The organism is Kordia sp., assembly GCF_022447245.1.
GTDB lineage: Bacteria > Bacteroidota > Bacteroidia > Flavobacteriales > Flavobacteriaceae > Kordia.
Window position 1 is genome coordinate 1 of the sequence record NZ_JAKVBC010000030.1, and the last position, 18148, is coordinate 18148.

The 18148-nt window shown below is 32.3% G+C and carries 18 protein-coding genes; 11 read left to right on the forward strand and 7 right to left on the reverse strand.

Going from position 1 to position 18148, the window contains the following annotated elements:
* Positions 1 to 77 precede the first annotated feature (77 nt).
* The 4 genes from MK119_RS17745 to MK119_RS17760 all read left to right on the forward strand — a co-directional run bounded on the left by MK119_RS17745 (position 78) and on the right by MK119_RS17760 (position 3563).
* Positions 78 to 1655 carry a helix-turn-helix domain-containing protein gene (locus MK119_RS17745; protein WP_290681497.1) on the forward strand — a complete coding sequence of 526 codons (1578 nt, stop codon included), beginning with the start codon at positions 78 to 80 and terminating at the stop codon, positions 1653 to 1655.
* Between the two features lie 98 nt (positions 1656 to 1753).
* Positions 1754 to 2056, forward strand: coding sequence for a class I lanthipeptide (locus tag MK119_RS17750; RefSeq protein ID WP_290681499.1), 303 nt, complete (start codon positions 1754 to 1756; stop codon positions 2054 to 2056).
* A 156-nt stretch (positions 2057 to 2212) separates the two neighbouring features.
* A complete protein-coding gene (locus MK119_RS17755) occupies positions 2213 to 3196 on the forward strand; it encodes a hypothetical protein (protein ID WP_290681500.1) in 984 nt (327 codons plus the stop codon).
* Positions 3197 to 3215: 19 nt separating this feature from the next.
* Positions 3216 to 3563: a DUF1801 domain-containing protein gene (locus MK119_RS17760; protein WP_290681502.1), complete on the forward strand. Its 348-nt coding sequence runs from the start codon at positions 3216 to 3218 to the stop codon at positions 3561 to 3563.
* A gap of 83 nt (positions 3564 to 3646) precedes the next feature.
* Here MK119_RS17760 and kdsA read toward each other — a convergent pair whose 3' ends face one another.
* Genes kdsA through MK119_RS17780 form a run of 4 tightly spaced genes read right to left on the reverse strand, consistent with a single transcriptional unit; the run spans position 3647 to position 7993 of the window.
* Positions 3647 to 4465 carry a 3-deoxy-8-phosphooctulonate synthase gene (gene kdsA, locus MK119_RS17765; protein ID WP_290681505.1) on the reverse strand — a complete coding sequence of 273 codons (819 nt, stop codon included), beginning with the start codon at positions 4463 to 4465 and terminating at the stop codon, positions 3647 to 3649.
* A gap of 27 nt (positions 4466 to 4492) precedes the next feature.
* Complete coding sequence (locus tag MK119_RS17770) at positions 4493 to 5686, reverse strand: hypothetical protein (protein WP_290681508.1); 1194 nt, start codon at positions 5684 to 5686, stop codon at positions 4493 to 4495.
* Positions 5683 to 6315 (reverse strand): ATP-binding cassette domain-containing protein, encoded by a 633-nt coding sequence (locus tag MK119_RS17775; protein WP_290681510.1) that lies wholly within the window; start codon positions 6313 to 6315, stop codon positions 5683 to 5685. Before MK119_RS17775 ends, MK119_RS17770 begins: the two co-directional genes overlap by 4 nt.
* Positions 6316 to 6340: 25 nt before the next feature.
* On the reverse strand, positions 6341 to 7993 hold the full coding sequence (locus MK119_RS17780; RefSeq protein ID WP_290681512.1) for a DUF4836 family protein: 1653 nt from the start codon (positions 7991 to 7993) through the stop codon (positions 6341 to 6343).
* Between the two features lie 325 nt (positions 7994 to 8318).
* Here MK119_RS17780 and typA point away from each other — a divergent pair, with 325 nt between their 5' ends.
* The 5 genes from typA to MK119_RS17805 all read left to right on the forward strand — a co-directional run bounded on the left by typA (position 8319) and on the right by MK119_RS17805 (position 14220).
* Positions 8319 to 10118 (forward strand): translational GTPase TypA, encoded by a 1800-nt coding sequence (typA, locus tag MK119_RS17785; RefSeq protein ID WP_290681515.1) that lies wholly within the window; start codon positions 8319 to 8321, stop codon positions 10116 to 10118.
* 145 nt (positions 10119 to 10263) lie between these two features.
* Positions 10264 to 10503, forward strand: a complete 240-nt coding sequence (locus MK119_RS17790) for a uroporphyrinogen decarboxylase (protein ID WP_290681518.1) — start codon at positions 10264 to 10266, stop codon at positions 10501 to 10503.
* A 655-nt stretch (positions 10504 to 11158) separates the two neighbouring features.
* The gene (locus MK119_RS17795; RefSeq protein WP_290681521.1) at positions 11159 to 11371 is read left to right on the forward strand and encodes a hypothetical protein; all 213 of its coding nucleotides are present in this window, start codon (positions 11159 to 11161) and stop codon (positions 11369 to 11371) included.
* Positions 11361 to 12749 (forward strand): class I SAM-dependent methyltransferase, encoded by a 1389-nt coding sequence (locus tag MK119_RS17800; RefSeq protein ID WP_290681524.1) that lies wholly within the window; start codon positions 11361 to 11363, stop codon positions 12747 to 12749. The genes MK119_RS17795 and MK119_RS17800 overlap by 11 nt, the downstream gene beginning before the upstream one ends.
* Complete coding sequence (locus MK119_RS17805; protein ID WP_290681527.1) at positions 12742 to 14220, forward strand: hypothetical protein; 1479 nt, start codon at positions 12742 to 12744, stop codon at positions 14218 to 14220. The genes MK119_RS17800 and MK119_RS17805 overlap by 8 nt, the downstream gene beginning before the upstream one ends.
* 10 nt (positions 14221 to 14230) lie before the next feature.
* Here the strand turns inward: MK119_RS17805 and MK119_RS17810 are convergent, their stop codons facing one another.
* From MK119_RS17810 to MK119_RS17820, 3 genes are read right to left on the reverse strand one after another with little or no spacing between them, the layout of a single operon-like run.
* Positions 14231 to 14827: a hypothetical protein gene (locus MK119_RS17810; protein WP_290681530.1), complete on the reverse strand. Its 597-nt coding sequence runs from the start codon at positions 14825 to 14827 to the stop codon at positions 14231 to 14233.
* A gap of 60 nt (positions 14828 to 14887) precedes the next feature.
* Positions 14888 to 15550 carry a hypothetical protein gene (locus MK119_RS17815; RefSeq protein WP_290681533.1) on the reverse strand — a complete coding sequence of 221 codons (663 nt, stop codon included), beginning with the start codon at positions 15548 to 15550 and terminating at the stop codon, positions 14888 to 14890.
* Between the two features lie 30 nt (positions 15551 to 15580).
* Positions 15581 to 15922 carry a hypothetical protein gene (locus MK119_RS17820; protein WP_290681536.1) on the reverse strand — a complete coding sequence of 114 codons (342 nt, stop codon included), beginning with the start codon at positions 15920 to 15922 and terminating at the stop codon, positions 15581 to 15583.
* A gap of 247 nt (positions 15923 to 16169) precedes the next feature.
* Between MK119_RS17820 and MK119_RS17825 the strand changes: the two genes are divergently transcribed.
* Together MK119_RS17825 and MK119_RS17830 are read left to right on the forward strand one after the other, a co-directional pair.
* Positions 16170 to 17042 (forward strand): GNAT family N-acetyltransferase, encoded by an 873-nt coding sequence (locus tag MK119_RS17825; RefSeq protein WP_290681539.1) that lies wholly within the window; start codon positions 16170 to 16172, stop codon positions 17040 to 17042.
* Positions 17039 to 18148: a DegT/DnrJ/EryC1/StrS family aminotransferase gene (locus MK119_RS17830; RefSeq protein ID WP_290681542.1), complete on the forward strand. Its 1110-nt coding sequence runs from the start codon at positions 17039 to 17041 to the stop codon at positions 18146 to 18148. The genes MK119_RS17825 and MK119_RS17830 overlap by 4 nt, the downstream gene beginning before the upstream one ends.

Here is an 18148-nt window from a genome sequence, read left to right on the forward strand (position 1 = left end):
ACGAGTACAGACAAGATTCATTAAAAGCTAATGCGTGTTTAACACATATTGATAGTGTTATGTTACCATCTGACGATTTGTTAACTCAATTTTGGGGAAATTATGCTTTATCACATTGGTATAAATATAAATTAGACTTCCAAAAAACAATAATTTATGCTAATAAATTACATGAAGTAGCAAAAAAAATTAATAATAGCGGCTTAATATTATCTGCACTTATGAATAAAGGTAATTTTTATTATGACTATGGAAAGTATAGAGAATCTATGGAAAGTTACCTAGAAGCAATACAATTTGCTAAGGAACTAAAAGATTTGAGAAGACAACTAGGAATATCTCATAATATTGCATTGCTGAAAATTGAAGTTGATGATAATAAAGGAGCTGCAGAATTATTGGAAGAAACATTAAAAATTCTTGAACAACAGAAATCCAAAAGGTTTAATGGATTGGAGGTTAGTATTTATATAGCATTAACCAAGTCATATATGCGTTTAGAAAATTATGTCAAGGCTGAATACTATGGTAATAAAGGAATAACATTCAGTAATCAATATGGTGATGAAGATGCAAAAGCGTATTTGTATAATTATTTAGGCGAAATAAATCTTGTTCAACAGAAATATCAAAAAGCAATTTTATTTTTAGATGAGGCCATAAATTATGCAAATAAGGTAAAAACAGCAAGTACTCAATTACCATTTATAAATTTAAATATAGCCAAAGTATATTATTATCAAAAGGAATATCACAAATCAATTACTATTCTAGAAAAAATAGCGATTGCGCAACAACAAAAAAACACAAATTTTTTCGGTTTAGAAGATATGTATAAATATCTTGGAAAATCCTATAAAGCACTAGGAGATACTGAAAAGAGCTTATTTTATTTTGAAAAAACCAATGAAGTTTACACGCAGAATGACAAAAAACAAAGTGAAATTGGGATAGAAATTATCAAAGAATTTGATTCACAATCTTTAAAAGAAGAATTAAGTAAAGCAGAACAAAAAACACAAAACACAAGAGTTATTCTTTATGCAAGTATCTTTTTAGCAATATTAATCATTTGTGGAGTGATCTTTTTTTATAAAAAACGAGAAAAAGAAAATCAGCAAAGGTTTATAGCTTTATTACAAAGTTTAGATGAAGAAAAAGAAAAAGCTAAAGCCGTTGCTGAGGAAATTCAAAAGAAAACAGAAAAGAAAGAGGCTTTAATAGAAATTAAGGAAAAAGAGGTTTCAAAAGAAATTGTAAAAGAAAATCCTATAAAAGAAGTTGAAATTATTGACGAAACAAAGGCACGATTGTTAAAAAAGTTAGAAAGATTTGAAGCTAAAGAATTGTACTTAAGTAAAAATAGCAGCTTGAATGATGTAGCTAAAAAATTAAAGACCAATACGTCGTATTTGTCGAAATTAGTAAATGCACACAAAGGAAAATCGTTTACGGCATACATTACAGATTTGCGTGTCAACTATGCCATTCGACGTTTAAAAGAAGACAAAAAATTTAGATCCTATACCATAGATTCTATTGCAAGGGAGATCGGTTTTAACCGTTCCGAATCCTTTTCAAAAGCATTTAAAAATAGAACTGGTTTATATCCGTCGTATTATATAAAAAGACTTGGTATTCAAGGTGTTGAGTGATTTTTTTGTACTCGATATTTATGAATTTCTAGAGGTATTTTGTAAAAAAAAAATACTTCTGGATTTATATTTGATACAACTTATGAAACCTAAATGATATGAAGAAAAAACAATTTAATACCAAGCTCTTATTTCAAAAAACAACTATTGTATCTTTTAATGCCATGAAAAAAATTCATGGAGGACAGTTAGTAAATGTTGATACTGTGCCAATTTCGGTTGATGGTTTAACTTGCTTAACATTACAAGATTGTCAAACTCAAACAAAAGACAATCAACATACTTGTTTTATTACATGCAATGATTGCCCTAGGCCAACAAGAACTGATACGGTTAATTCTAATGGTTGTACAGGCGATGTAACTAGAGTTGGATGTTTTGAGACAAGAGATGTTTGTTAAAAATTAAAAACTTGAAGAAAACTACTAAACTTAAAAAAAAAGAGCTTACAAATTGTAAGCTCTTTTTTTGTTGGTGCTTTTTTCAAACAAACGCAAAATTTGCATGTAACAAAATTCAGTACATTCACACAGATATTGTGAATCAATAAAAACACTATGAAAATAAGGTTACTGTTAATTGCACTAATTATTTTAGTCAACGCTTGTACTGAGACGGTTGAAACTAAAAACAAACAAAAAGAAACAACTACAACAACGGAAGAATTTACTGCGAATCAAAAAACGAGTAAACATATCAATATTCCTGGAACACGTTTGTTTATAGTTCCTCCTAAAGGCTTTAAAGTATCTACAGCTACAACAGGTTTAGAGAAAGACGATATGGTAATTCAAATTTTTGACCTTATTGGTGGAAATTTTTATACAAATACCAACACATTTAGCAAAGAAGCTCTTGAAAAAGGTGGCGTAAAGGTTTACCAATACAGAGAACTAAAGGTAAATGGATTTTCTGCAAAATATGCAATGATAGAAGGCGAAGGAAACTTAAAAGGAATCAATTTAGTTTTCGGAGACACTACATTTAGCACAATGGTAATGGCAATGTTTCCTGCTTCCAATAATGAAATTGAAGCTGAGCTTAAAAAATCATTGGAAACTATTTATTATGACAAATCGCATGAAGTTAATTCACTAGCAACAGCACGATTTACCCTTGACGAAAATGTATCTAAATTCAAATTTGCAAAGTCAGGAGCAAATATTATGATGTACACCATTGATGGAATAGATAAGCCATCTTATGAAAATGAATCTATAGTTATGGTGAGTACATTACCAATAGATGGAAATATGACCTTGCGAAGTACTGCAGAAAGTTTGATTAACGGTTTAAAAGAAAAAGGCTTAGTGGTTTCAGAAATTAAAAATAAAGCCGCAAAGACCGTTGATGGAGTCAGTATGTATCAAATAGATGTGCATGGTAGTCTTAAAGGAGAAAAAATTATTATGCACATGTTGGTTGCGGTAGATTACGAAAAAGTAGTTATTTTACAAGGACTTATTAAATCTGATTTTAAAGAACATCTAAAAGAAGTCAAAAAATTAGCTAGTACGTTAAAGTTGATAACGAATAATTAGTCAAATTTTAGTTTACACAATGAACCCAGCAGAAGATTATATTTTAAAACAACCAGAGCCGTATAAATCTATCTTGTTAGAACTACAAGTCTTGATGGAGCATACTGTGCCAACTGTAGAGTTAAAGTATAAATACAGAATTCCGTTTTACTATTATAAAGGGAAACCGTTTTGCTATTTGAACGCGAGTCATAAAAAGAAGTTTGTAGATATCGGAATTGTAAAAGGTGGCGAAATCACAGTGCATGCGGAGCATTTGGTTACGAAAGATCGAAAAAAGATGGCTTCGTTACGTTACGAGCAACTTCAAGATATAAATCACGACATTTTTTTTGATGTCATAAAAGAAGCCGCTAGTTTTTACTAGCGGCTTTATATTTTTATTGAATCAGGTATACTTTGACTTCGCTCAATGTGACAATATCTAACGGTCTAACATTCTAAGAAAGTTTACAACGAATTAACCGTTTTACGAATCTTCACCAAATTGCTTAACAAATTTTCTAAATGATCTAAATGCAACATATTGGCACCATCACTTTTTGCATTTGCCGGATCAAAATGAGTTTCAATAAACAATCCGTCTACATTATTAACCACACCTGCGCGTGCAATAGTTTCAATCATTTCAGGTCTTCCACCAGTCACACCACTTGACTGATTTGGTTGTTGTAACGAATGTGTTACATCCAATACAGTTGGTGCAAACTGTTTCATGGTTGGAATACCGCGAAAATCCACAATCATATCTTGGTAACCAAACATAGTTCCACGATCTGTAATCCAAGCATTCTCATTTCCAGCATCATGTACTTTTTTCACAGCGTGTTGCATACTTTCAGGACTCATAAATTGTCCTTTTTTCAAATTCACTACTTTTCCAGTTTTTGCCGCAGCAACTACCAAATCGGTCTGACGCACTAAAAAAGCGGGAATTTGCAACACATCTACATACGCTGCAGCTTTGGTAGCATCAGAAGCTTCGTGAATATCGGTAATTGTTGGTACGTCAAAGGTATCAGAAACCTTTTTAAGAATCGCTAAAGCCTTTTCGTCTCCAATACCAGTAAAACTATCAATACGACTACGATTGGCTTTCTTAAAGCTTCCTTTAAATACATATGGGATTTCTAATTTATCAGTAATGGCTACCACTTTTTCAGCAATGCGTAATGCCATATCTTCACTCTCAATAGCGCATGGACCTGCTAATAAAAAGAAATTACCGGATGTAGTATGTTTGATCTTTGGAATAGAACTCAGTTGCATAAATTGTAAATTTGCTGCAAAGATACACTAAATTTCAGTAGTAAGTAAGCTTGTATTTACCGCAGTCATTTGTGCAATTTTTTTATTGGTATGCTTGGTGTAATACAAGGCAAGTACGACAAACAATACAATAGCAACAATAAAAACGTATATGAGTGAGAATGCGCTACTTTCAGTTTGCAAAATTGTCAAAAATGGTGCAAAAATAAACTTGCAAATCACCACAAGAATAAGTGCAATACAAATAGAAACGCCTAAAATTTTATAGGAAATCTTATGATATACACTAGCGATTTGCTTGCGCGAAAAACCTAAAAAGTATAACTGACAAATGGTTTGTTTATTCTTTAAAATAAGAAGGTTTATATTGGTAATAACCAAAGTGATAGATAATGCAGTGATTAAAATTCCAATCCCTAACACAATCGCTAATACCAATTGTAAAAAGTAACTAATACGAGAACTTAATAACTCGCTTTGAAAATATTGATAATTGTTTTTTTCAAAAAAATCTAACAGTTTCGGGTCTGATGGATTGGTAACTTCCATAATAACACGCGATATCTTAACCTCTATGTCAGGACTCAATACTTGATTGGTATATTCTAGAAATGATTTTGGAACCAATATCGTATTAATTTTCTCGGAAGTAGCTAAAATATAAGCATCATACATCTTTCGTTTGGATGATCCTGTTAAGCTTAGTTTAATTGGAATTTGACTGATCACCTTTTGATTAATTTGTGGTAAACCAGCGCCAGGAGCAAATCCGTAATTGTATAAGTCTATATAATTTTTGGGAATGATGACAGGAACTCTCCTTGATTCGGGAGACCATTTCCAGTTTTCATCTTGAACATCGATAAATCGGTCAGAAACAGATTCCAAAAACATGTCGGTACTCATGCCGCCCATTCCAAGTAAAGAAACACTTCCTTGAACTCTGTAGGTGCCATTGGTAAAACTACCGACTTTTTTTACAAAATCTTGCTGTTTCAGTGTTTCAATTTCTTCTTCTGTAAAAGCATTATCTTTGCCTATGGCTTTCGATATAATAACCGTTTGATTGCCTAATAAATCGTTGGAAGAACCAAAAAGGGACTGTGTATCTACAAAAAGTTGAAAAACAACCAGCAAAATTCCCAATCCTAAACTAGAAGTCAGCGCAAAAAATAATAATTGCGAAAAGCGAATTTGTTTATGTAACAAATCACTAATCACAACAGCAATGTTTTTGTATAGTCAATATTGTATGAATTTCCCAAACTAGCAATTACTAACGTAGCATTTCGTTGGCTAACTTCTTCTAAAATTAGTGATGTCGCATTGGCAATTTGCACATCGTCAATATGACTAAATGGTTCATCTAATAATAACAATTCAAACGGTTGACACAAAGCTCTTACAATAGCAACACGTTGTTGTTGACCGTAGGATAAAGTTTCTGCTTGTTTGTGTGCCAATTGGTCTACGTCTAAGCGCTTCATATACGCTAAAATTTCCGCTTCTGTTTTATGAGCTGTCAATTGATTTTTTAACTGAATATTCTCCAGAGCAGTCAATTCAGGAAACAAGCGTAATCCTTGAAAAACGATGCTTATTTTTTTACGTCGAAGTTGTGTCCATTCAGGTTCAGTATATGATAATATATCTTTTCCATCAAACTGAATCGCACCTGTGAATTTATTATTTAAACCGTATAAAAAATTAAAGAATGAACTCTTTCCACTACCAGAAGCAGCTTTTACCAAATACTTTTGGCCAGACTTCAAACTAAAAACTTTACTCCAGCCCTCTGAAGAAGCTGGAGTAAAGTATGTTGGAATTATGGTTTGTATTTGTATTGTCATGCTCTAAGAAATCTTGAGAGATTATTTAATAGCGAGACATCATTTTAAGAGATTCTTTCATTGTAGCATCCATATATTCTATGGTACGCTTCAACGAGCCTCCTTCACCTTTTACTTCATAATATGCTTCCATACCATCAGCATTCATCATCATGTGTGAGTCACCAAAGAATTCAGAATAGTTCATGGTTTCAGTATTAGTGTTTATTTCATTTCCATCTGAAAAAGCATATGGATCAAAACTGTTAAACATTTCACTCATATTTGAGTAAAGGTTTTCTGAAGTGAAGACATATATTGAGTTGTCTAGATTAGCTTTGTATTTAAATTCTGAGAGATTTGTAGCTAATTTTCCATTATTATACACTTCATCTGCTTTAGTTACATCGTTTGTCACAAATAAAATATCATTTTTCAAGAGTGCAAAAACGTCTTTTGACAATTGGTAGTAATTTTTTCCTTTGGTGGATTTTGGTCTTTGCATCGTCATCATGATATTCATCAACTTTTCAAAGTTTTCAGTCTCTTTGATGGCAACGGCACCATAAACAAATGGAACTTTTTTGTCAAATACTTTATATCTGTAATCATCACTGTAGTAATCAATGATGCTATCTTTTACAGTTTTTCCTTCCGTAAAAGCAATCATCATTGAACCGTCAAAGACATTTGCAACATCAGCAATGCTCATTCCCATAGCACTTTCCATTTGATTATTGGTATTTTCCAGGTTCATTTTTAATCCTTTTCTAAACAACTCAGGAATCAATTTATTCTCTTGTAAACTTTCAATATGTTTGTATAATGCAGAAGTGTTCAATGATACTTTCACTACTGCTAAAGGATTTTCAGGTAGTACATTTAATAGATCAGCATTATATCCTTTAGCTGCCCATGTTTTGTATCCTGTTAAAGACTTCAAGTCGTCATTTAAACCTAAATTTGATTTCACTAAAACACGATCATCCTCAAAACTCCCATGATAAGAAAAATTATTATCTCCTAAATTAAGATTAACTCCATATATTGATAACAAAGAGTTTGCTAAATCTTTGACAGGACTGGAAGTTATGTGGATTCCCATATCCATTCCAGCACCAATAAAATCTTTGAAATAGTCAGTTGCATAAATATTTTCTGAAGATGCTAATTTTGTCAAATCAATTAAATCTTGACCAGCAAATCTTGAACCTACCATAAACAGTGCAGTGGTTTCATTCCACCCAATTGCAGCATCTCTCTGAGTATATACTGTGAATGCATTATCTTTACCAACGTTTTCTTGCTTTTCTGCACGTGGCATATCTTTTAGCATCGGAGCGATCATTTTTTCGAAAGAAGAAGCATTTTGTATTGGTATGATAAGTGCCCCAGAAGTTGATCCACCATCTGTTTTCATAAATCCAAACATCATATCATTACGGAAAGTTGTCTTGATATTTTCAGCATTTATTTGCTCAGCCATGAAGTCTTTTAATTTTTGAGGAGCAGATTGCGTGATCATTTTGTTAATATTCAAATTTTTGAAATCAACATCTTTACTTTTCTCATACAAAGATTCGAGATTTACATACATTACTCCGGTAGCATCTTTTGGTATGAAGGATGCTTCAGAAGGTTTTTTTCCACAACTTACAACTAAAATGGTAATTGCAAGTAGACATAAAATTTTTTTCATATTGAATGAAGTCTTAAAGGTTTATTATTTATTTATTATTAATCTGTGGAGGAATGCAAATTTAATAATATCTAAATGTTTTGAAATAAAAACACTATAAAATATTGATATTTACGTTTGCGACCTTATGTAAGACTGAAACCGCGCTAAAATGTTACAATTCTTGGAAATGTCATCAAAAAAACATTCAAAATCAAGTTAAGAATTGATCTGTAAAAATTAAGGCTAAAATGTTAATTAATAGTAATTTAACCTAAAAAACAAGTAAAATTCTTTTCTCTGGTAAATAAATAGTACATTTGCACGCTTAAAAAATAGAGGTAAAATGACTTCAATTAAAAATATTGCAATAATTGCGCACGTAGACCACGGAAAAACAACATTGGTTGATAAAATAATGTATCATTGTCAGCTATTTCGTGAAAATGAGAATACAGGAGATTTAATCCTTGACAATAATGACTTAGAGCGTGAGCGTGGAATTACAATTACTTCAAAAAACGTATCCGTAAACTATAAAGGAACTAAAATCAATATCATTGATACACCTGGTCACGCCGATTTCGGTGGAGAAGTAGAACGTGTATTGAATATGGCTGATGGTGTTTTATTGTTAGTAGATGCATTTGAAGGTCCAATGCCACAAACACGTTTTGTGCTACAAAAAGCAATTGATTTAGGATTGAAGCCTTGTGTCGTTGTAAATAAAGTAGATAAGGAAAACTGTACGCCTGATGAAGTATATGAAAAGGTATTTGACTTAATGTTTGAATTAGGTGCAGAAGAATGGCAATTAGATTTCCCAGTGGTGTATGGTTCAGCTAAGCAAAACTGGATGTCAGATGACTGGCAAAAGCCAACAGATTCTATTGAGCCTCTATTAGATATGGTTATGGAACACATTCCATCACCAGAATTTGAAACAGGAAGTACTCAAATGTTAATCACGTCATTGGATTATTCTTCTTTTACAGGACGAATTGCTATTGGACGTTTGCAACGAGGAACATTAAAAGAAGGAATGCAAGTTTCTTTAGTAAAGCGTGATAAAACCATCATCAAATCAAAAATCAAAGAATTACACACTTTTGAAGGTTTAGGAAGAAAAAAGACTACTGAAATTCAGGTTGGAGATATTTGTGCAATTGTTGGTTTGGAAGGTTTTGAAATTGGAGATACGATCGCTGATTTAGAAAATCCAGAAGGGTTAAAAACGATTGCTATTGATGAACCAACGATGAGTATGTTGTTTACGATTAACGATTCTCCTTTCTTCGGAAAAGATGGAAAGTTTGTTACTTCACGTCACATCAAAGATCGTTTAACAAAAGAATTAGAGAAAAATTTAGCCTTGCGTGTTCAAGAAACCGATAGTGCTGATAAGTTCTTAGTCTTCGGTCGTGGTGTCTTGCACTTATCTGTATTAATTGAAACGATGCGTAGAGAAGGATATGAGTTGCAAATTGGTCAGCCGCAAGTTATCATCAAAGAAATTGATGGTGTAAAATGTGAGCCAATCGAAGAGCTAACAATTGATTTGCCAGAACACGTTTCTGGAAAAGCAGTAGAAATGGTAACGCTTCGTAAAGGAGACTTACTAAGTATGGAAGCTAAAGGTGATCGTATGATTTGCGAATTTATGATTCCATCAAGAGGAATTATTGGTTTGCGTAATCAATTACTAACGGCAACTGCTGGAGAAGCAATCATGGCACATAGATTTAAAGAATACCAACCAGTTCGTGGTGGAATTCCAGAGCGTCAAAATGGATCGTTGGTATCTATGGAAAAAGGAACAGCAATTCCATACTCAATTGACAAATTACAAGATCGTGGAAAATTCTTTGTAGATCCAGGAGAAGAAATCTATGAAGGTCAAGTAATTGGCGAAAATTCTCGTGGAGACGACATGACTGTAAACGTTACAAAAACAAAAAAATTATCTAATGTACGTTCAGCTGGAGCAGATGACAAAGCTAAAATTGTTCCTGCCATCAAGTTCTCTCTAGAAGAAGCGTTAGAATACATTCAAAAAGATGAATATGTAGAAGTAACGCCAAATTATCTACGTCTGCGAAAAATATATCTAACGGAAGTAGAAAGAAAGCGTAACAAAACGATTTAATATTACAATTCATAATAGTAAAAAGGTTTCATTGCGCTACGTAGTGAAACCTTTTTTTTGCTTTTTACAGACGCGATTGTTGATGTGAAACAAAAACAAATCAAAGAATCAACAAAAAAGCAACGAATAAATCAACAACAAAGACATGGAAATATTTGGAATAACAGGAACTGAATTGGTAGGATATTTAGCCTCTATAGCTGTGTTAATATCATTCACAATGAAAGACTTACGAAACCTGAGAATGATCAATGGAATAGGTTGTTTACTGTTCGTTTTATACGGTTGTTTAATGCCAACCTTGCGTGTAGGTTTACCAATTATCATTACCAATGTAGCAATTTTTGGAATCAATATTTATCATTTGACTAGGAAAAACGTTTAGTGTATACTGACCATTTAAAGAGTATTAATTTTATTCCGTGTTGTTTTCTTTGATTGCGTAAAAAAGCATCTTAGCTTTAATATGTACTGAATTTAATTTCAGTAAAAACAAACTAACAATCATTGAAAAAAAGTAACATTATGAATATAAGCGACTCTTATTTTTAATCCTTATCGGTAATTTTTTTGTTTGCTTTTAGCCATTCCAATAACAAGCAAAAAACAACAATATACATTGTGAAAAGTTCAGAACGTTTAAGCAAAAACTAGTTTCGAATTAAAAGAAGACATAGTTATACAAAATACTGAAAAAGAGTATGGGTTATATGCGGAAATAACGTTAAAAAATCTGAAGGTCAAATGTTTAACCTAGTGTTCTCCAAAAAAGATGTAAAAGGAATTCAATGCAATATAAATTTGACAAACGAAAATTTGTTATCGGGTAAAATAATATTACAAAGACCAATATGTTATTTTTGAGAATCGTCCATTCATCAAAACAACACTTGCTAAAAAGTTCAAAAGTTGACAAAATAACCATGAAAACAGAAGATGAAGATAATCATTGGTACTCGCCTCATTAGCTAAAATTTAGTTTAGATAAACTAATCGTAACTAAAAAGTAAAATTTTATATCTTTACCGAAATATCAAGCTATGGAATTTCTTTATTTTGATGCAGGATTAGGAGCAATGTTGGTACAAGCACTTGTTGCCGCTGTTGCTGGAATCGCATTGTTTTACAAAAGCATAACTCATAAAATAAAAACCATCATTGGTTTGCACAAAAATACTGCTGAGACAGAAGTATTTGACGATATTAATATTGACGATTCTGCCATAGAAAACGCATCGCAAGATGACAAATAATACCCGACATGATTCTTCTTATCGTGATCCTAGCGGACATGTGTATGTAGAAAATGATACCATTAAAAGAATCATATTTCCTAGCTACTTTTCGCAGTATGAAAAACTAACATCTTCTGGATTTTTTCAAAAAACATTTCAACACAAATTGTTGATTCCACATGAAGAAATTGAAAATTCAACAACACATATTTGTATTCAACCAGAACAAATTCCGTTTATAACCTATCCGTACGAATGGAGTTTTCAGCAATACAAAGAAGCAGCTTTACACACTTTAAAACTGCAGAAATATGCGTTGCAACATGACTTTTCGTTAAAAGATGCAACCGCGTATAATATTGCTTTTCACAAAGGAAGCGCTGTATTTATTGATACACTTTCGCTAGATTTTTATACGGAAAATTCACCGTGGCGCGCGTACAAACAATTCATTACACATTTCTTAGGTCCGTTGGTTGTGGCAAAATATCATGGAGCCGAATTTCTAAAAACAATGTCTAACTTCATTGATGGAATTCCTTTAAAGTTAATTTCTTCCTTATTACCTGGAAAAACAAAATTGAATCCGTTTTTATACACCAACATTCACTTATTGGCAAAGTATGAAAACAAGCACCAAGAAGAAAATGTAAAAGAAAGCAAGCAAGCGTCTTTATCAAAAAAGGGATTGTTCAATATCATTGACAGTTTGTATAATTACATCAAAAAGTTGCAACTCATGGAGCAGTCGGAATGGGGAAATTACTATCAAAAAACAAATTACTCTGACGCCGCTTTTCAGCAAAAAGCAACGATTATCAACGATTGGATTCAAGAGTTAAATGCAAAGAATGTGATTGATGTTGGAGGTAATGATGGCACTTTTGTGCGACAAATTAAAAGCGGAATCGAAGTCGCTTTGGTTGGTGATATTGACAATAATGCGGTAGATCAAAATCATTTTCAAGTCAAAAAAAACAAAGAAACCAACATGTTGCCTTTTGTGATTGATTTACTCAATCCGTCAGCATCTATCGGTTTTCAAAATACGGAACGCTCTTCGTTTATAAAACGTGTACAAGATTTTCAACCAGATGCAACGTTGGCGTTGGCGCTGATTCATCATTTATCCTTAACAGGAAATGTACCTTTTGAAAATTCTGCTGAATTTTTTGCGTCGTTCTCCAAAAACCTCATCATTGAATTTCCGAAACGTGCGGATTCGTACGCAACACGTTTACTCAATGCTAAAGCGGAATTCAAAGATCAATTTGGACACTACAATATGGAGAATTTTGAAAAAACCTATTCAGAATATTTCGAACTGGTAGCTAAAAAGAACATCGACGATTCCGAACGTGTTCTATATCTATTTAAGAACAAACATCGTGAGTAAACTAAAACAATACATAGAAAAATTTGTTGCAAGTACTAAAGAATATCCAATCGTATTTGCGCTGGCTGCAGGTTTGTATTCGTTTATTTATGTATATCATTCCAACTTTATGTTGGTCAATTCGGGATTTCAATTTCTGATAATTTTATGCTCGTATATTATACTTCCTGTGCTAGTTTTTACAGTTTCTTGGGAATTGATAAAGCGACTCAAATTTCTCAATAAATTCCAACACTATTTATTGCCAGTTTTAAATGCCATGTTTTTTGGGTTTTTCTTTGTGGGAAGAATTTATAGTTTTCAACAGCGAAAAATCATTTTGGTAGCCGTGATTATTTGTGCGTTACTTGCGATTGTGCTCAGAAAACAATACAAAAAAATAATAGTCTTACAATTCATTATGGCGTTTGTGGCACTCATAACATTGTTGCCTACATTGTACAGAGCAATGTTTGATAGTGATGAATGGCGAAAATTTCCTGAAGAAGTTGTGGCGACAAAATTCAAACAATTTCCAAATATATATGTCATTCAACCTGATGGCTATGCGAATTTTAGCCAATTAGCAAAAGATCCGTACAATTTTGAAAATACAGCATTTGAATCATTTTTAAAAAATATTGGATTCAAATTATACAACAATTACCGAAGTAATTATACCTCTACAGTCTTGTCGAACAGTTCCATGTTTGCGATGAAACATCATTATAAAGGCGAACAATTATTTGGAGCAAGAGAAGTGATAATGGGTGATAATCCTGTGATACAAACCCTCAAAAACAACCATTACGAAACCTTTCTCTTCATGGAGAATCCGTATTTGCTATTAAATCGTCCAGAAGTGAAGTATGATTTCTGCAATTACACGATGGATGAAGTTCCTTGGTTTGGAGTTGGTGCATTTGGCAAACGTAAAAAAATGATTCAACCATTAGCAGAAACAATTAAAAAACAACAAGGAAAGCGTAGTTTTTATTTCATTGAAAAAATTCTACCTGGACATATTTCCACCTTTAAAAATGCTTCCAAAGGAGTAGAAGTAGAGCGAGAAAACTATCTTACACAAGTAGAAGCTGCCAACAAATGGCTGAAAGAAATTACAAGTGTCATCATAGAAAATGATCCTAACAGTTTAATCATCATTGCAGCCGATCATGGCGGTTATGTTGGATTTAACTATACCAAAGAACTCTTTCAAAAACAAACCGACGAAAAACTAGTCTTTTCTGCATTTTCGGCGGCATTGGCAATCAAATGGCCAAATAGTAATGTGCTAAATTACGATGCACAACTCAAAACTCCAGTCAATTTATTCAGAACACTATTTGCATATTTAAGTAACGATGAATCTTTACTTAAAAATAGGCAAGAAGACACAAGTCATGCTATCATTACCAATGGTATATTAGGTGATGTGTATGAATATATTGATTCTAATGAAAATGTAGTTTTTGAGAAGGTTGAGAAGTAGTTATTTCAGTTTAAATAACAATCCAGCCAGCTTTCAAAAAAGTTAATGTTGCATTTTCAACAAACTCTTTCAGTGTTGTTTTTTTAGTTGCCTTATCGTTTGTTAACTCAAATAAAAATACTTGCGGATTAGCTATGTTTGGTCTATACATCCAAAATCGAAAACGTTTCACTTTTGAAGAATTAGATAAAAAAGGGAGTTCTTCTATATTGGAAATAATAAGATGATCTCCACGGCTAATGTCATAAAGATAACGTTGTATTGTAGAAAGTGAATCCAATTCTTTTGCTGTTTTTTTAGGCTGTGTTTCAAAATCACTAATCAGTTGTGGATACAGAATTCCCTTTGAGAAAATTGGTGCTAGTAATTTATTGAGATTGTGAACTTCGAAAGTTTTATCAGTATACATAAAATTAGTGACGGTAGTTTTCTTTATACTGTCCGTATATACTTTATAAGTAGTTTTTACATATTCCTTTTTAAAAAATTCTTGTGCCCAATAGCCTTCTTGTGCTCCTTGATTTTTAAAAGGAGGTTTTAATTCGAGATTTTGTGCTCGGCAAGTAATTGTTGAGAATAAAACTAGTAGTATTGCTAATGCTTTCATCTTTTTTTTGTCAAATCTCTTTGATTTAGATAAAAATTAAAAGGAGTAATGAGCGAAAACCTATTTTGACTTAGTTATTATTTCCTCAAAAGCAATTTGTATTTCTTCTGCTGTCCCACTTTGTAGTTTTGTGCCATCATAATAACCAATTGTAAAAATCGGAATGTCTTTTTCTATAGATGAAACCCAGATACACGGAAGATTATCTAAATTATTGTTTGTATCAAAGGCAAAGTACAAACGATCTAAACTTCTATAAGGAAATAGCTTTTTTGCTTTTGCAATCGACTGAATTGTTGTAGCAAACTCTCTAATAATTAACCATTTTGGAGAATCTGTAGCATCATGTGCTGAGGGTTGTAAAAAGTTGAACCAACAAATTTCAAAAATAATTTCTGCGTCAGTTTTTAAATTTGAAATGTCTATTGGAGGCTTTATATGAGTGTTTAAAAAATCTTTGAGAGGCACTTTTAATTCTAAAAACTCAAAAATAGTATTGGTTACTTTTTCTATCTCTGAAAAATATTTACTCGGTAAAAAAACACCTCCGCATTGAAAAGAAACCCAAATTTCTTTTTCATCATTAACACGAATAATTTCCATAGATCGGTTCTTTGTAGTTTGATAAGCAATTTGCTCTCCAATTTCATTCGAATCCTTATCTAGGCTTACTGAAGCACCAATTTGGAGTAACTTTTTATTTAGGATGTCAGTTATATGCATTTCATTTTCATGTAAATTTACTTGAAATCATTAAAATGATTCTATGACTAATACGGACATCCAATAAAAGGAAAGTATGCTCCCCAAAACAAAAAATACTTGTCGAGTTCCACGATTCCAAAACGATATTTTAAAATAATAGTTTAAAAAAGCTTCAAACGCCCAACTAAACGTGTAACAAATATTTGCTCCCAACACATAAAATAATACAATAGTATAATCATCATACGGTGATAAGCCATTAGGGACTTCACCTCTTACCAGAAGAACGGTTAATGCTCCAAAAATGGTTATGATGTTATAAATCCATCTTTTTCTTTCCCACCATCTAATAGCAGTATTAAAATCAGGATATGTATTATCTATTTCCATGTTGTAATATTTGAAATTAATAAGAAAATTTAAATTAAGGAAATTTCATATAAAACCCAAAAAAGTAAACAAATTTCATTTTTATATACGACTTTTACCAAACTCACGTTAAAATTAGTAAATTCACTTTTTCTAAACCAAACCTAAAATTTACACACTAACCAAATATACGAGTGAATCTAAATTGCGTTGGGACAACTTTGTCTCAGAAGCAAAAAATAGCACATTTTTGTTCTATCGCAATTTTATGGATTACCATCAAGATCGTTTCAAAGATCATTCACTAATGCTCTACAAAAAAGACAAGTTAATAGCACTATTTCCTGCAAATCAAGATGAAAATATATTGTACTCTCATCAAGGTTTAACATATGGCGGTTTATTAATCAAAAAAGATATAAAACTTCGCGATGTCAAAGAGTGTCTGCAAATACTTTTAGACTATTTAAAAGAAAATAACATTCAAAAAGCATACATCAAGTCGTTACCATCATTATACAGTCCTATTCCGATAGATGAATTGAACTATTTGTTTTTTATTCTAAAAGCGAAACTCACACGAAGAGATGCACTTTCAGTAATAAATATGAAGCATCGACCGAAGCTATCTAGAGACAGAATAGCTGGAAATAAAAGAGCGTTAAAAAATAAATTAGCCGTTAAAGAAGTAGATGCGTTTGATGATTTTTGGAATGAAATTTTAATTCCAAACCTTAAAGAACGATACAATACAAAACCAGTACATACCCTAGAAGAGATTCAAAAATTGAAAAAATTCTTTCCAAATAACATCAGACAATTTAATGTGTATAAGGATGGTGTAATTGTTGCAGGAACGACTATTTTTGAAACAGAATATGTGGCACATTCACAGTACATTTCAGGAGATGATGACAGAAATATATTGGGAAGTCTAGATTTTTTACACATCTATTTGTTGGATGAAGTCTTTAAAGATAAAATGTACTTTGACTTTGGAATTTCAAACGAGAATCAAGGAAGAAACGTAAATGAAGGTCTACACTATTGGAAAGAAGGTTTTGGAGCACGAACAATGACGCAAGATTTTTATGAAATAGACGTGAAAAACAGTCACAAATTGGATACGATTTTTATATGATAAAATTTCTAGACTTACATAAACTCAATGCGCGATTTGAAGCAGAATTTCAATCTGAATTCAAGAAATTCCTGGATTCAGGCTATTATGTATTGGGCAACAATGTAAGAGCGTTTGAAAAAGAATACGCAGCGTATTGCGGCACCAAACATTGTATAGGAGTTAGTAATGGCTTAGATGCGTTGACGTTAATTTTAGAAGCCTATAAAATCTTGGGGAAGTTACAAGAAGGTGATGAAATTATCGTGCCGGCTAACACATATATTGCAAGTATTTTAGGAATTACAAAAGCAGGATTAAAACCAGTACTAGTAGAACCAAATGCGATAACATTTAATATAGAAGCATCAGAAATAGAAGCTGCGATTAGTCGGAAAACGAAAGCGATTTTGGTGGTACATTTATATGGTCAGTTGACTGATATGAGTGAAATCTATAACATTGCTAAAAAGCAAAATCTACTAATCATGGAAGATGCGGCGCAAGCACATGGGGCTGTAAATGTAGAAGGAAAAAAAGCAGGGAATATTGGCGATGCGGCAGGATTTAGTTTCTATCCAACCAAAAACTTAGGAGCATTGGGAGAAGCTGGTGCAGTAACAACTAATGATTCAGAGTTGGCCGAAATCATTATAAAATTGCGCAACTATGGTAGCGCATCCAAATATGTAAATCAATACAAAGGTGTAAATAATCGTTTGGATGAAGTGCAAGCAGCGTTTTTAAGAGTAAAATTACCGCATGTTGATGCTGATAATGAAATTAGAAGGCAAATTGCTTTAAGGTATTTAAACGAAATCCAAAATTCGCATATTACACTACCTAGTTATCAAAATAATGCTTCACATGTATTTCATCAATTTGTCATACGTACAAAAGATAGATCAGGATTGCAAGAGCATTTAAATGGAAATGGTATCGCAACTTTGATTCATTACGAAATTCCGCCACACAAGCAAGAAGCATACAAAGAATGGAATCATTTACACTTTCCAATCACCGAACAAATACATGCAGAATGTTTGAGTTTACCGATCAATCCAATATTAGAAACTACCGAAGTCACACAAATCATTTCAGTACTCAATCACTATAAAAATCAGTAA

Coding starts and splice junctions, on each gene's coding strand:
- MK119_RS17820 (WP_290681536.1), bottom strand. CDS start 15,922: ATGGAAATAGATAATACATATCCTGATTTTAATACTGCTATTAGATGG.
- MK119_RS17790 (WP_290681518.1), top strand. CDS start 10,264: ATGGAAATATTTGGAATAACAGGAACTGAATTGGTAGGATATTTAGCC.
- MK119_RS17830 (WP_290681542.1), top strand. CDS start 17,039: ATGATAAAATTTCTAGACTTACATAAACTCAATGCGCGATTTGAAGCA.
- MK119_RS17750 (WP_290681499.1), top strand. CDS start 1,754: ATGAAGAAAAAACAATTTAATACCAAGCTCTTATTTCAAAAAACAACT.
- MK119_RS17810 (WP_290681530.1), bottom strand. CDS start 14,827: ATGAAAGCATTAGCAATACTACTAGTTTTATTCTCAACAATTACTTGC.
- MK119_RS17825 (WP_290681539.1), top strand. CDS start 16,170: ATGGATTACCATCAAGATCGTTTCAAAGATCATTCACTAATGCTCTAC.
- kdsA (WP_290681505.1), bottom strand. CDS start 4,465: ATGCAACTGAGTTCTATTCCAAAGATCAAACATACTACATCCGGTAAT.
- MK119_RS17795 (WP_290681521.1), top strand. CDS start 11,159: ATGGAATTTCTTTATTTTGATGCAGGATTAGGAGCAATGTTGGTACAA.
- MK119_RS17775 (WP_290681510.1), bottom strand. CDS start 6,315: ATGACAATACAAATACAAACCATAATTCCAACATACTTTACTCCAGCT.
- typA (WP_290681515.1), top strand. CDS start 8,319: ATGACTTCAATTAAAAATATTGCAATAATTGCGCACGTAGACCACGGA.
- MK119_RS17780 (WP_290681512.1), bottom strand. CDS start 7,993: ATGAAAAAAATTTTATGTCTACTTGCAATTACCATTTTAGTTGTAAGT.
- MK119_RS17755 (WP_290681500.1), top strand. CDS start 2,213: ATGAAAATAAGGTTACTGTTAATTGCACTAATTATTTTAGTCAACGCT.
- MK119_RS17760 (WP_290681502.1), top strand. CDS start 3,216: ATGAACCCAGCAGAAGATTATATTTTAAAACAACCAGAGCCGTATAAA.
- MK119_RS17815 (WP_290681533.1), bottom strand. CDS start 15,550: ATGCATATAACTGACATCCTAAATAAAAAGTTACTCCAAATTGGTGCT.
- MK119_RS17800 (WP_290681524.1), top strand. CDS start 11,361: ATGACAAATAATACCCGACATGATTCTTCTTATCGTGATCCTAGCGGA.